General features: G+C 70.8%; 14 protein-coding genes. 5 read left to right on the top strand and 9 right to left on the bottom strand.

The window, feature by feature from the left end:
- Positions 1–78: 78 nt before the first annotated feature.
- Positions 79–162, bottom strand: a complete 84-nt coding sequence (locus QUY26_RS40885) for a putative leader peptide (RefSeq protein WP_354670749.1) — start codon at positions 160–162, stop codon at positions 79–81.
- Positions 163–294: 132 nt separating this feature from the next.
- Here QUY26_RS40885 and QUY26_RS02290 point away from each other — a divergent pair, with 132 nt between their 5' ends.
- The 3 genes from QUY26_RS02290 to QUY26_RS02275 all read left to right on the top strand — a co-directional run bounded on the left by QUY26_RS02290 (position 295) and on the right by QUY26_RS02275 (position 2,696).
- Positions 295–717, top strand: coding sequence for a secondary thiamine-phosphate synthase enzyme YjbQ (locus QUY26_RS02290; RefSeq protein WP_289943412.1), 423 nt, complete (start codon positions 295–297; stop codon positions 715–717).
- Between the two features lie 387 nt (positions 718–1,104).
- On the top strand, positions 1,105–1,704 hold the full coding sequence (locus QUY26_RS02280; RefSeq protein WP_289943411.1) for a TetR/AcrR family transcriptional regulator: 600 nt from the start codon (positions 1,105–1,107) through the stop codon (positions 1,702–1,704).
- A gap of 257 nt (positions 1,705–1,961) precedes the next feature.
- Complete coding sequence (locus QUY26_RS02275) at positions 1,962–2,696, top strand: SDR family NAD(P)-dependent oxidoreductase (protein WP_289943410.1); 735 nt, start codon at positions 1,962–1,964, stop codon at positions 2,694–2,696.
- Positions 2,697–2,806: 110 nt separating this feature from the next.
- Here the strand turns inward: QUY26_RS02275 and QUY26_RS02270 are convergent, their stop codons facing one another.
- From QUY26_RS02270 to QUY26_RS02255, 4 genes are all read right to left on the bottom strand, one after another.
- A complete protein-coding gene (locus tag QUY26_RS02270; RefSeq protein WP_289943409.1) occupies positions 2,807–3,640 on the bottom strand; it encodes a carbon-nitrogen hydrolase family protein in 834 nt (277 codons plus the stop codon).
- Positions 3,641–3,715: 75 nt separating this feature from the next.
- Positions 3,716–4,237 carry a DUF4188 domain-containing protein gene (locus QUY26_RS02265; protein WP_289943408.1) on the bottom strand — a complete coding sequence of 174 codons (522 nt, stop codon included), beginning with the start codon at positions 4,235–4,237 and terminating at the stop codon, positions 3,716–3,718.
- A gap of 194 nt (positions 4,238–4,431) precedes the next feature.
- Positions 4,432–5,040 carry a TetR/AcrR family transcriptional regulator gene (locus QUY26_RS02260; RefSeq protein ID WP_289943407.1) on the bottom strand — a complete coding sequence of 203 codons (609 nt, stop codon included), beginning with the start codon at positions 5,038–5,040 and terminating at the stop codon, positions 4,432–4,434.
- A gap of 10 nt (positions 5,041–5,050) precedes the next feature.
- Entirely contained in the window at positions 5,051–6,865 is a 1,815-nt protein-coding gene (locus QUY26_RS02255) for an FAD/NAD(P)-binding protein (protein WP_289943406.1), read from the bottom strand.
- A 258-nt stretch (positions 6,866–7,123) separates the two neighbouring features.
- Between QUY26_RS02255 and QUY26_RS02250 the strand changes: the two genes are divergently transcribed.
- Both QUY26_RS02250 and QUY26_RS02245 read left to right on the top strand, forming a co-directional pair.
- A complete protein-coding gene (locus QUY26_RS02250) occupies positions 7,124–7,732 on the top strand; it encodes an LmbU family transcriptional regulator (protein ID WP_289943405.1) in 609 nt (202 codons plus the stop codon).
- A 92-nt stretch (positions 7,733–7,824) separates the two neighbouring features.
- Positions 7,825–9,051, top strand: coding sequence for a class I SAM-dependent methyltransferase (locus tag QUY26_RS02245; protein ID WP_289943404.1), 1,227 nt, complete (start codon positions 7,825–7,827; stop codon positions 9,049–9,051).
- A gap of 152 nt (positions 9,052–9,203) precedes the next feature.
- Here QUY26_RS02245 and QUY26_RS02240 read toward each other — a convergent pair whose 3' ends face one another.
- The 4 genes from QUY26_RS02240 to rfbB all read right to left on the bottom strand — a co-directional run bounded on the left by QUY26_RS02240 (position 9,204) and on the right by rfbB (position 13,257).
- A complete protein-coding gene (locus QUY26_RS02240) occupies positions 9,204–10,553 on the bottom strand; it encodes a beta-ketoacyl-[acyl-carrier-protein] synthase family protein (protein WP_289943403.1) in 1,350 nt (449 codons plus the stop codon).
- 14 nt (positions 10,554–10,567) lie between these two features.
- On the bottom strand, positions 10,568–11,896 hold the full coding sequence (locus QUY26_RS02235) for an activator-dependent family glycosyltransferase (protein WP_289943402.1): 1,329 nt from the start codon (positions 11,894–11,896) through the stop codon (positions 10,568–10,570).
- Positions 11,893–12,141: a hypothetical protein gene (locus QUY26_RS02230; protein ID WP_289943401.1), complete on the bottom strand. Its 249-nt coding sequence runs from the start codon at positions 12,139–12,141 to the stop codon at positions 11,893–11,895. Before QUY26_RS02230 ends, QUY26_RS02235 begins: the two co-directional genes overlap by 4 nt.
- A 105-nt stretch (positions 12,142–12,246) precedes the next feature.
- Complete coding sequence (rfbB, locus tag QUY26_RS02225) at positions 12,247–13,257, bottom strand: dTDP-glucose 4,6-dehydratase (RefSeq protein ID WP_289955407.1); 1,011 nt, start codon at positions 13,255–13,257, stop codon at positions 12,247–12,249.
- Between the last annotated feature and the right edge of the window lies 1 nt (position 13,258).

Raw genomic sequence — 13,258 nt, 5'->3', positions numbered from 1 at the left:
GCTCAGAGGGGACGGCCGGGGCCGGACGGGCCCGCGGGGAGGACGGCGGGAAGGCCGCAGAGAGCGGAGGAGAAGGCGTCAGCGGCCGCGGTGACACGCGGCGGAAGCCACTCGCAGCAGGTCGATGTGACCGCGCGAAGTGAGCGGGGCTGAGCGCAACATGCGGCAGAACGTAGCGATCCGCTCCGCGAACGGTCAACGGCGTCTCGTGGAATGGACACGTCGTATCACTGAATGGGAGAACGCCCGGTGTGCGGAGTCGCCGGAGAGCCGGATTGATGGAGGATGGGAGGCATGTCCGACGCCTTCACCACCCGCATCCTGAACGTCACGACCGGCTCGGAGGAGACGGTCGTCGACCTCACCCACGAGTGCGAGAGTTTCCTGCGCGAGGCGGCCCGCGGCCGCGACGGCCTGCTCAACGTGTTCGTCCCGCACGCCACGGCCGGCATCGCGGTCCTGGAGACCGGCGCGGGCAGCGACACCGACCTCATCGCCGCCCTGCACACCCTCCTGCCGGCCGACGACCGCTGGCAGCACCGCCACGGCAGCCCCGGCCACGGCCGCGACCACGTTCTGCCCGCCCTCGTCGCCCCGCACGCGACGCTGCCCGTGATCGGCGGGGTCCTGGAACTGGGCACATGGCAGTCGGTGTGCCTGGTCGACACCAACAAGGACAACCCGAACCGCCAGGTGCGGCTGAGCTTCCTCGGCTGAGCCGGGTCGAGCCCGGTGCCCGGCTCCGGCTCTCAGCCCCACGTCCGGCTCCGGGCCGCCCGGCTCCGGCTCTCAGGACCTGTACTTGAACCCTGCTCAAAGGAAGAGCTTGCCCTCTTGGCCGTTGTCACGCCTTCCACGGCGAGCGAACACGCCACGACCCTGCGGCAAGCAGGCCTGGTGCACACGGCCCGGCACCGCAATACGGCTCTCCACACGCTCACCGCGCTCGGCACCGTTCTGCTGAACTCTCCGTGAGGGATGCGGGGCATGGCTCAGCCAGGCGTGGTCCCCGACCCGCGATGAAGCCACCCCCCGGGGCCCGGGGGGTGGCGAACCTGGTTCTGGCCCGTACGGCCCAGAACTGCTCACTACTACGATGAGGGCATGGCCCGGCCTCGCAAGTTCGACGAAGATCGTGTGATTCTCGCTGTCCGCGATGAGTTCTGGGACAAGGGCTACGCGGGGACGTCCCTGGAGGACTTGCTGCGTGTCAGCGGGCTCGGCAAGGGCAGCTTGTACGGCGCGTTCGGGGACAAGCGCAACCTGTTCCTGCGGGTGCTGCGTGACTACGACAACGCGAACCTGCTGATGCTGCGCGAGCGCTTGGGGTCCGCGGCGCGAGGGGTCGACTTGGTGCGCGAATTCGTGCTCGGCCCGGCTGCCGACCCCACCGGGGAAGTCGCGCGTCGAGGGTGCCTGCTGGCCAACAGCAACGCCGAACTCGCCTCCAGTGCTCCGGAAGTGGCCGCCGAGGCCCGCCGCACCTACGACGCGATCACCGCCATCCTCACCGAGGCGCTCGAGCGGGCCCGACGTGAAGGCGACCTCGCCCCCGATGCGGACCCCGCCGAGACCGCTCGCAGCGTTCTCGTCGCCCAGCTCGGCCTGATCGCCCTCGGGCGCACCGGTATGGACATCGACACCCTCACCGCGGCAGCGCAGTCCGCGCTGACGCGACTCCTGCCCGCTCTCACGCCGCAGTAGCAGCCACCGGCCTGCCGACCTGGAACCGCCAGAAGCCCTGCGGGCCCAAGCTCTGTCGGGTGCGCCTTCATGCTGCGCGCTACACACCACACACCGCGCTTCTCGCGCAACGAGCCTGCCGACAGTGCTCCCGTCCGCGCTGCAGCGCGGACGGCTCAGGCCGCGGAGGCGCCGCCCCGAAACCTCGTTCTTGACCGCTCGGTCCATATCGCGGATAGTTATTGACTCAGCGGTCCATAATTCTTGAGGAGGTCGACATGGCCGTCTTGGCAGGCAAAGTCGCTGTGATCACCGGAGGCAGTACCGGCATCGGTTTCGCCACGGCGCGCGCGTTTCGTGATGAAGGGGCCCAGGTGTTCATCACCGGTCGTCGCAAGGACACGCTGGACGCCGCGGCCGCCGAACTCGGCAGCGGCGTGATCGGAGTGGTGTGCGATGTCTCGGTGCCTGCGGAGCTCGACGCGTTCTACCAGGCGGTGCGCGAACAGGCCGGTGGTATCGACGTGTTGGTCGCGAACGCCGGCATCGGCATCGCAGCTCCGCTCGGCGAGGTGACGGAGGAGATGGTCGACTCCGTGTTCGCCACCAACGTCAAGGGGACGATCTTCACTTTCCAGCAGGCGCTGCCGCATCTCAATGCCGGCGCTTCGGTGATCCTGACGGGCTCGACCGCCGCCACGCGGCCCGACGCCGGGCTCGAGGTCTATGCGGCGTCGAAGGCCGCTGTGCGCAGTCTTGCCCGCGGTTGGGCCCTCAGCTCGCGCGCACACGGCTTTCGGGTCAACGTCGTGTCGCCGGGCGGTACGCGCACCCCGGGGCTGCTGGAGCTGATCCCGGCCGAGGTGCTCGAGCAGGCCGAGGAGGACGTCCCGCTGGGCCGCCTCGCCGAGCCCAAGGAGATCGCCGCGGTGACGACGTTCCTCGCCTCGGACGCGTCGAGTTACGTCAACGGTGCCGAGTTCTTCGCCGACGGTGGATACGCGCAGGCGTAAGGGCCCCCGCAGGTGCCGGGCCAGGCCCCCCGGGGCCCGGCAAAAGCCCGGGCCGGACCGTCCCCCAAAAGGCCCGTCCGGCGTTCGCGCGGCGAGGTCCACGCTGCCGTCTACTTCGGCTTCGGCGGCCCGTCTTGCCCTGGCGGGCGGCTTCTCCCGGTACGCCCTTCTCGGTAGCTCAACTTCACGAGGTCCTGTCGGCGCTGACCGAGATACCAGTTGGCGGGCTCATCGAAGTCGATCGTGGTTCTGATCACGGTGGTCTCGTCGGATTCCGCCTCTACGAGGACCTCCCCTCTCGGCGAGATGACCATGCTGGGGCAGTGCTGGCGCGGGTCCGCCACGTTGGCGGCCAGGACGAAGCGTTGGTTCTCGGCGGCGCGGCTGATGAGGTGGCTTCGCCAGACACCGGCAGGCTCCGAGGGATTGGCCGCATGGGTGAGGTAGACGAACGCCCGGGCTCCGCGGTCGGCCAGATGCTGCCATTGCTCGGGGAAGCGGATCTCCCGGCAGATCTGAACGCCGAGGCTGACGGGCCCGCCCGCCAGGCGCAACGGGAGCGTCGACAGCTCTGCCCCGGGAGCGAGTCGGCCACGCTCGCTCATTGCCAGGTTGACCTTCCGGTAGGTCCAGCGGGTGCCGTCCGGGGCGAAGTACAGGGCGGCATTGCTCCAAGTGCCGTGCTCGAAGAGCAGTGTGCCGCAGAACAGGTGGATGGCCTTGCGTTGTGCCCGTTCTGCGAGGCGGTCCATGGCGTGCGCGAGATCCGAGGGCTGAAGGTGATCGAGGGCGGAGAGGTCGGCGCCGTAGCCGGACAAGGCGCCTTCGGGCAACACGACGATCTCGTCTGGCTTGACGTCGGCCAGGAGCGAGGTGATGGCCGCGAGGTTGGCCTCGATGTCCCAGGTGAGGGGAAACTGTGCGATCGCTACAGAGGCTTTCATCAGTCCTTACCGCGGCCGTCGTGCTCCCGCTGGCCGACCGCTCACCTGGTCGCATCCGCCTTTTCGGGCAAGCTCTCAGGGGCGCGCCGCGCCGCTCCCGTTCTCCGCCCGGTGTGCGAACCGCTGGGCCGCCCGGCGCCCCCGGCGCTCCACGGGCAGACTCCCGGTGGCCGCAGCGAGGCCGAAGGGTGGCATGTCGAAGTAGATGGACTCGTACGAGCCCTCGGGGGCGATGTACGTCTCGTGCCACAGGCCGACGTGCCCGCGCAGGCTGCCCGCGCGCTGTTTGCGGTTCGCGATGGCCCAGGCCTTGTGGTGGAAGGCGTCGGGCGCGGTGGCGTACGCGTACAGCTTGTCCTTGGACTCCCAGTACTGCACCACGTAGTACGTGCGCGGCGACGCGGTGAGCAGGACGCGGCCGAGGAGGCCGCGGCTCGGATCGGCGGCGAGTTCGCGGAGCATGCGCAGCATCGCGTAGAAGACCGGTACCCACTGGTGCACCGCCCAGAAGTGGTTGACGCGCATGCCGATCAGCAGGACCACCGTGTCGCCCTTCGCGGCCGCGGTGGTGTAGCCGGTGGCTGTCTTGGTGGACATGCGGCCTCCAAGGGGGCGGGGGGCTGGCTGCGCGGGTCGGAGGAGCGAGCCGCGTGAGCGCTGATTACATGCGGTGTGAGCGGTGATTACACCAGGGGGTGAGGGGGCGGTCAAGGGGTGAGGGGGTGTGGGTGCGAGGAGCGAGAGGGTGTGGGTGCGAGGAGCAACAGGGCCTGTGTGCGGCGGAGTTGGGGTTAAGTGGTCGGGATGTTGGCGATGCCGATGCCGAAGAGGTCGAGCACCTGACCGGCCAGGTGCTCCGCCTCGGCCTGGGGCAGAAAGCCGTCGACGATCATCTGGGAGAGGCCGTAGACCAGGGCCTGCCCGGCGAGCGCCACCAGGGCGGGGTCGCCCGGGCGCAGCGTGCCGGAGTTCTGGTCGGCGACGATGAGGTCGGTGAAGGCCCGTTCGATGCCGGAGACACGGGCTTGCAGCCCCGCGGGCTGCCCGGGCCGGAACACACTGGACTTGACCAGCTCGAACCGGTGCGGATGACGGATCGCGTAGCGCACGAAGCCCAGGCCGATCGCGCGCATCGCGGAGCCGTCGGCGGCGGCCACCTGGTCGCGCTGCCACTGCTCCAGGTCCGCGAGGATCAGGTCCGCCACCGTTGTGAGCAGCGCCTGCCGGTCCGCGAAGTGCCGGAACGGCGCGCCCGCCGACACCCCGGCGCGCCGCGCCACCTCACGCACCGTCACCTTCTCTAGCCCCTGCTCGTCGAGGAGTTCGAGCGCCGCCGCGGTGAGCGCCGCGGGCAGGGAGCCGTGGTGGTAGCCGGTGCGTACGGCGGGGTTGTCCTTCATGGCAGCAGTGCTACCACAGGGGTCTGGCCCTGCGGGCCGCCAGCAGGACCGCGCGGGCCATCTCGTCGTTGCGGCGGAAGAACCCAGCGTCGGTGCCCGCGTGCGGGAACTGCTCGGGTCCTGCGACGAACCAGGTGGCGTGCGCGCGGCCCGTCGAGTCGAGCGGGTGGCCGTCGCGGACCCGCAGGGCGCCGGTGGGGCGGGGGTCGCCGGAGGCGTCCGGCGCGGTCTCCTCGCTGATGTGGCCCGCCGCGAGGAGACGCTGCAGGAGCGGGTCGGCGGTACGGGCGAGGTCGGGCTCGGGCAGATGGGCGTCCAGGAGGATCCGGGCGGTGTACGTCGCCCGGACGTGCGGGCTCGCGGCGCGGAAGGCGGGGGCCTCCTCGTCGGTGGTCACCGTCGTGTCGGGGCCCGTGAAGGTGACGACGCCCGCCTCGCTCAGCGCGATCAACTGCTCCATGCGCAGCGGCGGCGGCCCGCTGCTGAGGAAGGCGCCGACGGAGAAGCGACGCAGCGCCACCGCGGCGGCCGCGGGAGGGAGTTCCCCCGCGTTGTACAGGTCCCCGAGGACGCCGCCGACCGCGCCGAGCGCGCGGATCACCGCCACGTGCGCGCTGTGCCGCGGCTCCCTCCGACGGCGCACACTGTCCCGCAGGTGCGCGCGGACGCGGCGCTGGAGCGCACGCGGATCGGGGGAGAGGTGCCCGGCCAGCGGGGCCGTGAGCCGAGCGGGGTCGAAGCGGTCGTCGGGGTCAGGGACGGCGGCCCCGACGAGCTTGGCGGCACGGTCGTCGTTGCCCGCGAAGCGCTCGAACTGCGCGGCGAACGACGCCCAGTCCATGCGGGTGCGGTCCGGGTGGGCCGTGAACAGCTCGTGGTAGTACGCCCAGCACAGCTCCAGGAGCGCCGGCGCCCACAGGTCACGGTCGAAGTCGAAGTCCGGGCGGCGCAGCCGGGCGCGGCACAGCTCCGGGGTGAGGTGACGCGGCGGCGGTGCGGGCGAGTTCAGGGTGTACGCGGGTTTGGGGTACGGGGGGACTCCGCGCCGGGAGCCCGCGTACAGCAGGGGCTCGCGGCCACAGGGGCGGTAGCGGAGGCGGCCGTCGGGGCGCGAGCGCGTGAAGCGGCCGCCGCGGCCCTCGGTGAGCAGCAGCAGGCAGTCGATGAAGACGAGCCCGAGGCCGCGCACGACCACCGGGGCGCCCGTGGGTATCCGGTCGAGCCTGTCCTCGTCGGCGCGCCCGGGGCCGATGCGGGTGAGGCCACGAGGGCAGTCGGTGACGACGTCCGTGTGTCCCTGGGCGAGGACGAGTTGGGCCGCGGGCACCGTTCCGCGGCCGTCGTCGAGGACCACGCGCTGGCGGTCCGTACCGGCGTCGCGGACGTCCACGGCGGTCGCGCGGTGGAGGTGCAGACGCAGGTTCGCCGGCATCCGGGCGCGTACGCCGTGGAAGAACTCCTGCAAATAGCGCCCCTGTGCCGGGCGGGACGCGTAGTGGCCGTCGTGGAGCGGGCCGCGGCCGGTCTCCGCCAGCCACCGGCCCGTCGTCGGCCCGGGACGGGCGGGCCCCGCGCACCGCACCGAGCTGTCCGGGAACATCGTCACCTGCTCGGCCGCCGAGTTCATCCACAGCAGTTCGCTCTGCGACGTCCGCCAGGTGCGGCCGGAACCCGGCGGAAAGGGGTCGACCAGATGGATCGCGAATTCCCGGTCGCCAAGGAGCTCCGGCGCGTTGGCCGCGATGCGTTCCACGATCGACGTTCCGCGCGGCCCCGCGCCGACGACGCACACGGACGCTGACGGATCACCGCGATCCTGCTTCATGGTCCTCTTTCCGGCAGGGGCACGAGACGGGTGGGGCGGGACGGAACGGACGGGGTGATCGCGTGTGCGGCCCTGACGAGGCTGGCCGCGACGGCCGAGAACGGCGCACTCCCCTTGTGCCCGGCCGGACCCCTCATTACTGTTTCTTTACTGACCGCTCGAATCGCTTCATGATGAGCCGTCACCGGGGGAGACAGCGCCATGCCGAATCTACGACATCCCACACCGAACATGAGCGGCCCGCAGGAGAAGCTAACCGTGGACGACCGGGCGCGCACGCGACGGTCCTCGCTCTCCTTGCCCGATTATCTGCCACTGGAGCACTGGAAAACCATCGGAGAGCAGATATTTGCCATTGTCGATTCATCCGCGTGGTGGCTGGGAGACTGGCTGGTATTCGGCCAGCAGACCTATCCGCGCCGCTATCGCGATGCGATCGAGCAAACGTCGCTCGATTACCAGACGCTGCGCAACTACGCCTGGATCGCCCGCAAGTTCCCTCCGTCCCGCCGGCGGGACGGACTGAGCCTGCAGCACCACGCCGAGGTCGCGGCGCTGCCCGCATCGGCGCAGGACCACTGGCTGACCCAGGCGGAGGAGCACGGCTGGTCCCGCAACGAGCTGCGCCGGCACCTGCGGGCCGCGCGCGCCGCGCCGCAGGATGCGGGGCCGACGGAGGATGTGCAGGTGACCGCGTCGGCCGAGCAGTGCGACCGGTGGGAGAAGGCCGCCCAGCACATGGAGAGCGACCTCAACGACTGGATGATCCGAAAAGTCGACGAGGCCGCGGCCACCGCGCTCGGCCCGGAAATCGCGGACGACGCGTCCCGTTCCCCTCGCCCCGACTCGTCCGTAGCCTCTGAGTAATTCCCCGATCCGGTGGCCGCGATATCCGCGGTCGCCGTATCGCGGCGTCCCGTCGCGGCCGGGGAGCGATCCGCTCACGGAGGAGAGGCAATATGCCGGAGTCTGCCGCGTGCCGCGTCTGCGGCGGTGAGGTCGTCGCATTCATGGACTTCGGGAAACAGCCGATATCGGACTGCTTCCTGCCGCCCGATTCAACGGCTCCTGAACACTTCTTCCAACTGGTCGTCGGAGCCTGTGACGCATGCACGATGGTGCAGCTGCTCCACGAAGTGCCGCGCGAGCGCATGTTCCACGATCATTACCCTTACCATTCCTCCGGTTCCGCCCGAATGCGGGAACACTTCCGGGGCGTCGCCGAGCGTTTCGTCGGCACCGAACTGACCGGCGACGACGCGTTCATCGTCGAACTCGGCTGCAACGACGGCGTGATGCTCGCGACGGTCGCCGAGGCGGGCATCCGGCATCTGGGCGTGGAGCCCTCCGGCTCGGTCGCCGACGTCACCGCCGCCCGCGGCATCCGGGTGCGCAAGGACTTCTTCGAGGAGGAGACCGCCCGCGCCATCCGCGCCGCCGACGGCCGGGCCGCGGTCATCTACGCCGCCAACACCCTGTGCCACATCCCGTACATGGGCTCGGTGCTGCGCGGGGTGCGCGAACTCCTCGCACCCGACGGCGTGTTCGTCTTCGAGGACCCCTACTTCGCCGACATCGTGCGGCAGACGTCCTTCGACCAGATGTACGACGAGCACTTCTACTACTTCACGGCCAGGTCGGTGGCGGAGATGGCGCGCCTGCACGGCCTGGACCTTGTGGACGTGGAGCGCCTGACCGTGCACGGCGGCGAGGTGCGCTACACCCTGGCCCACGACGGCGCACGCGAGCGCAGCGCGGCCGTGGGCGAGCTGCTCGCCGAGGAGGCGGCCGCGGAGCTGACCGCGCGCCACACCCTGGAGGGCTTCCGCGACCGGGTCCTGAAGGCCCGCGACGACCTCACCTCGCTCCTGCGCGAGCTGCGCTCCCAAGGCAAGGGCGTCGTCGGCTACGGCGCCACGGCCAAGAGCGCCACGGTGCTCAACTACTGCGGCATCGGTCCCGAGCTGATCGCGTACGTCACGGACACGACGCCCGCCAAACAGGGACGGCTGACCCCCGGATCCCACATCCCGGTGGTGCCCCACCAGCGCTTCGCCGAGGACCGCCCGCCGTACGCGGTGCTGTTCGCGTGGAACCACGCGGAGGAGATCATGGCGAAGGAGCAGGAGTTCCGGGACGGTGGCGGACGGTGGATCCGGTACGTGCCCGGGGTCCGGGTGGACTGAGGGGCGTGCGGCTCCCGGAGGACCCGACGGCGGAGGCGGGCCGCGGGCGCGGTCAGTCCCGCCAACGGGTCCGCCACGCCAACGGGTCCGCCAGTCCCGCGAACGGGTCCGCCAGTCCCGTCAGCAGGCCCGTCAGTCCCGCAGACGGGCCCTCAGTCCCGCCAACGCCGCAGTACGAGAACGGCGTTGTGGCCGCCGAAGCCGAAGGAGTGGCTGACGCCGACCTCCACGTGGTGCTCCTGGGCCTGGTGTGCGACGAAGTTCATCGCCGGGTCCTCGGGGGAGTCGCAGTTGAGGGTGGGCGGCACGACGCCCGTGCGGATGGCCTCGGTGACGACAGCGGCCTCCACGGCGCCGCCCGCGGCGAGCATGTGGCCCGTCATGCTCTTGGTCGAGCTGACGGGGACGCGGGGCGCGTGGTCGCCGTACACCCGGCGGATCGCGGTGAGTTCGGTGGCGTCGTTGAGGCGGGTGCCGGTGCCGTGGGCGTTGATGTAGCCGACGTCGGCGGGGGTGGCGCGGGCGGACTCCAGGGCGGTGCGCATCGCGCGTTCGGCCTGGGCGCCGTCGGGGGAGGGGGCCGTCAGGTGGTGGGCGTCCGTGGTGGTCGCGTAGCCCGCGAGTTCGGCGTGGACCACGGCTCCGCGGCGGCGGGCGTGGTCGGCGCTCTCCAGGACCAGGACGCCCGCGCCCGCCCCCATCACGAAGCCGTCCCTGTCCTTGTCGAAGGGGCGGCTCGCGGTCGTCGGGTCGCCCGTCCTGCGCGAGAGCACCCGGGCCCGCGCCGCCGCCGCGAGCTCGAGGCGGTCGAAGGCGTCCATGCCCCCGGCCACGACGACGTCGGCCCGCCCCTCGCGGATCCAACGGGCCGCCTCACCGACGCACACCGTGCCGGTGGCGCAGGCGGCGACCATCTCCGCGGACGGGCCCCGCGCGCCCAGCTCCAGGCACACCTCGGCGGCCGAGCTGATGCCCATCGTGGGGAACACCTGCGGGCTGACCGCGGCATAGCCCTCGTCGCGCATGGCCATGGCGTTGCGGGAGGCGACCCGGGTGGAGCCGATGATGGAGCCGACGGCGACCCCGACCCGGGGCGCGAGCCCTTCGCCGAGCTCGATCCCGGCCTCCTGGAGCGCCATGCGGGCCGCCGCGACGACCACCTGGATGGTCCAGTCGGTGCGCCGGACGACGTGCCGCGGCAGGTGGCGCTCGGGCTCGAAGCCGGGTACCTCGCCGCCGATGCGGACCGGCAGGTCGCCCACCTCGAACCCGGTGATGTCGCGGATGCCGCTCTTCCCGGCGACGAGGGCGGCCCAGGTGTCGGGCCAGTCCGGGGCGAGCGGGGAGACGACGCCGCGGCCGGTGACGACGACGCGGGGCGGCGCCGTGGGGGCCGCCGCCCGCCCCGGTGTCGTAGCGGGGGCCGCCCGCTGCGGTGTCGTGGCCGGGGTCCCGTCACCCGGTGTCGTGGTCGGGTCGTCGTGTGCCGACGTGCTGGTCATGTCGTCGCCTGCCTTCAGTTGCTCTTCGGCTGAGGGTGGTGCGCGGCTGCCAGGGGTGGGCGGCGGTGCCGTTCGGCGAGGCGGAGCAGGTGGGGAACGGCTTCGGCGGGGCTCGGCATGGCCCTCATGTCGGCGCGCAGCCGCCGTGCCCCTTCGGTGAAGGAGGATTCCGTGAGCAGCCGCCGTACTTCGTGCGCGACGCGTTCGCCGGTCGCCTCGGCCACGGGGAGGTCGGTCCCGGCGCCGTAGGAGGTGACGCCGCGGGCGAGCCAGATCGCGTCGAGCTGTTCGGCGAGGGCGAGTTGGGGGACGGCGTGCAGGGAGGTCGTACCGATCGTGCCGAACCCACCGTGATGAACCATCACCGCACACGTCGGAGCCAGCGCCGCCAACGGCACGAACTCCTCCACCCGCACCCGCTCCCCCACCACCCCACCCAACTCCTCCCGGATCTCCCCGGCACCCGGCAACGCCGCCACCACCTCCACATCGAGCGCCGCCAGGGCCCTGAGGATCTCCACCACCGACACCGAATACCCGGCAAGCCGCTCCACCGCACTCAACCCCAACGTGAACCCCACCCGAGGCCGCACCGGCACCTCCCACAACCACCGCGGCACCACCGACACCCCGTTGTAGGTCCCGTAGCGGACCGGGACGTAGTCGATCGCCGTGTCGAGCCGGAAGGGGGCGGGAAGCAGGTCGGCGGTGAACTGGCCCGTCGTCAGCTCCTCGTCGAATCCGACGCCGTACCGCTCGGCGCAGGCCCCGAGCCACTCACCCAGCGGATCCCCGCCCGTGCCGACGGCGGCGGCTTCCTCCTCCGCGAGGCGGACGAACTGCTCCCGCACCCGACCGAAGAAATCCACCCCCCACGTCAACCGCCCATGCGCCGCACCACACACCCGCGCCGCCACCCCACCCGCGAACGTCCCCGGCTCCCACACCACCAGATCCGGCTCCCACCACCGGCAAAAACCCACCAACTCATCCACCAACGGCTCATTCACCAACCGGAACCACCACGGCACCACATCCGCATAACCCGCCCGCAGATACTCCAACGACAACAACTCACCCGGCACATTCGCCACATCGAACGGCGGCAGGTCGCTGCCCCCGAAGCGGCTTCTGAACTCGGGGCGGAGGGCGAGGAGCCGTCCCATGCCGTGGTCGCGGCCGACGGGCACGGCCGTCAGACCGGCCCGGGTGATCTCCGGAACAAGCTCCGGCTGACTCGCCACCCGCACCTCATGACCGGCCGCCGCGAAGGCCCGTGCCAGCGGCACCTGGATGAACAGGTGGGTCTTTTCCGCGTAGAGGACGAACAGGACCCGGGTCACGCCGCATCGTTCTCCTGGCCGGCGGCCGCCACGAACGCGGCGAAGGCGTCGAAGTCGCCGCCGCCGAATCCGTGCAGTTCCTCCAGGATGACGATGTTGAACTTGTCCTCCAGATAAAGGACGAGCTGCACCATGGTGAAGGAGTCGATGTCGTACATCTCGGCGGCTTCCCCCACGCCGTCCTCGCGTGCGTAGTACTGATCCATGAAGTTCTGGATCTCTTTCCTGACGCCTGCCCGGTCCATCTCCGTGAGCCTTTCTGTGTGTCGCGTCCTGGTCGTTTCCTGCTCGTATCCTGGTCGGCCGCTTTCCGGAATGCCGGCTGTCGCCGGGTGAGGGCGAAGCGGCTGTCAGTGAGGTTCCGCCATGGCGGCCAGAGGGAGCTCGCCGGGGCGTTTCAGCGGCTCCCACCAGTTCCGGTTGTCCGCGTACCAGCGCACGGTGTCGAGAAGTCCCTCGCGGAAGGCGACGAGCGGACGGTGGCCGAGTTCTTCGCGGATCTTCCGGCAGTCGATCGAATAGCGTCGGTCGTGCCCTTTCCTGTCCTCGGTGAAACGCACCCGCGACCAGTCGGCGTCCAGGAACTCCAGGAGCATCTTGGTGAGTTCGGCATTGGATATCTCCGTGCCGCCGCCGATGTTGTACGTCTCTCCCGGGCGCCCGGCGCCCGCGATGAGGGCGAGGCCCCGGCAGTGGTCGTCGACGTGAATCCACTCGCGCACCTGTGAGCCGTCGCCGTACAGCGGGACCGTCAGGCCGTCCAGGAGTCGGGTGACGAACAGCGGGATGAGCTTTTCCGGGAACTGGTAGGGCCCATAGGTATTGGAGGCCCGAGCGGTGCAGACCGGGAGTCCGTATGTGTGGTGGAAGGACCGGGCGAGCAGTTCCGCCGACGCCTTCGACGCCGAATAGGGGGAGTTGGGGCGCAGCGGGAAGTCCTCGGTCCAGGAGACCGTCTCCGTCTCGCCGTACACCTCGTCGGTGGAGACCAGGACGAACCGGTCGACCTCGGTGCGCAGCGCGGCGCGCAGCAGTTCGTAGCTGCCGACGATGTTGCTGGCGACGAACGCGTCGCCGTCGAGCAGCGACCGGTCGACGTGCGACTCCGCCGCGAAGTGCACCACCGTCCGGACCCCCGTGATCGCGCTCCGGACGGCGTCCCTGTCGCAGATGTCGGCCTGGACGAACCGCAGCCGCGGGTCGTCCAGGGCCTCGGCGAGATTGCTCGGATTCCCGGCGTAGGTCAGCTTGTCGAGGACCACGACCTCGGCGTCCTCGAACCCCGCGTACGCCCCCGCGAGCATGCGCCGCACGAAGTTCGAGCCGATGAACCCGGCACCGCCGGTCACCAGGACACGCATG

The sequence above is a fragment of the Streptomyces flavofungini genome (genome assembly GCF_030388665.1).
Taxonomy (GTDB): Bacteria; Actinomycetota; Actinomycetes; order Streptomycetales; family Streptomycetaceae; genus Streptomyces; species Streptomyces flavofungini_A.
Note: the sequence above shows the minus strand (reverse complement) of the source record. Positions and strands in the feature narration are given on the sequence as shown.

Excerpts from the sequence above, each read along its gene's own strand:
- QUY26_RS40885 (WP_354670749.1), bottom strand. The coding sequence starts at position 162 with ATGTTGCGCTCAGCCCCGCTCACTTCGCGCGGTCACATCGACCTGCTG.
- QUY26_RS02290 (WP_289943412.1), top strand. The coding sequence starts at position 295 with ATGTCCGACGCCTTCACCACCCGCATCCTGAACGTCACGACCGGCTCG.
- QUY26_RS02280 (WP_289943411.1), top strand. The coding sequence starts at position 1,105 with ATGGCCCGGCCTCGCAAGTTCGACGAAGATCGTGTGATTCTCGCTGTC.
- QUY26_RS02275 (WP_289943410.1), top strand. The coding sequence starts at position 1,962 with ATGGCCGTCTTGGCAGGCAAAGTCGCTGTGATCACCGGAGGCAGTACC.
- QUY26_RS02270 (WP_289943409.1), bottom strand. The coding sequence starts at position 3,640 with ATGAAAGCCTCTGTAGCGATCGCACAGTTTCCCCTCACCTGGGACATC.
- QUY26_RS02265 (WP_289943408.1), bottom strand. The coding sequence starts at position 4,237 with ATGTCCACCAAGACAGCCACCGGCTACACCACCGCGGCCGCGAAGGGC.
- QUY26_RS02260 (WP_289943407.1), bottom strand. The coding sequence starts at position 5,040 with ATGAAGGACAACCCCGCCGTACGCACCGGCTACCACCACGGCTCCCTG.
- QUY26_RS02255 (WP_289943406.1), bottom strand. The coding sequence starts at position 6,865 with ATGAAGCAGGATCGCGGTGATCCGTCAGCGTCCGTGTGCGTCGTCGGC.
- QUY26_RS02245 (WP_289943404.1), top strand. The coding sequence starts at position 7,825 with ATGCCGGAGTCTGCCGCGTGCCGCGTCTGCGGCGGTGAGGTCGTCGCA.
- QUY26_RS02240 (WP_289943403.1), bottom strand. The coding sequence starts at position 10,553 with ATGACCAGCACGTCGGCACACGACGACCCGACCACGACACCGGGTGAC.
- QUY26_RS02230 (WP_289943401.1), bottom strand. The coding sequence starts at position 12,141 with ATGGACCGGGCAGGCGTCAGGAAAGAGATCCAGAACTTCATGGATCAG.
- rfbB (WP_289955407.1), bottom strand. The coding sequence starts at position 13,257 with ATGCGTGTCCTGGTGACCGGCGGTGCCGGGTTCATCGGCTCGAACTTC.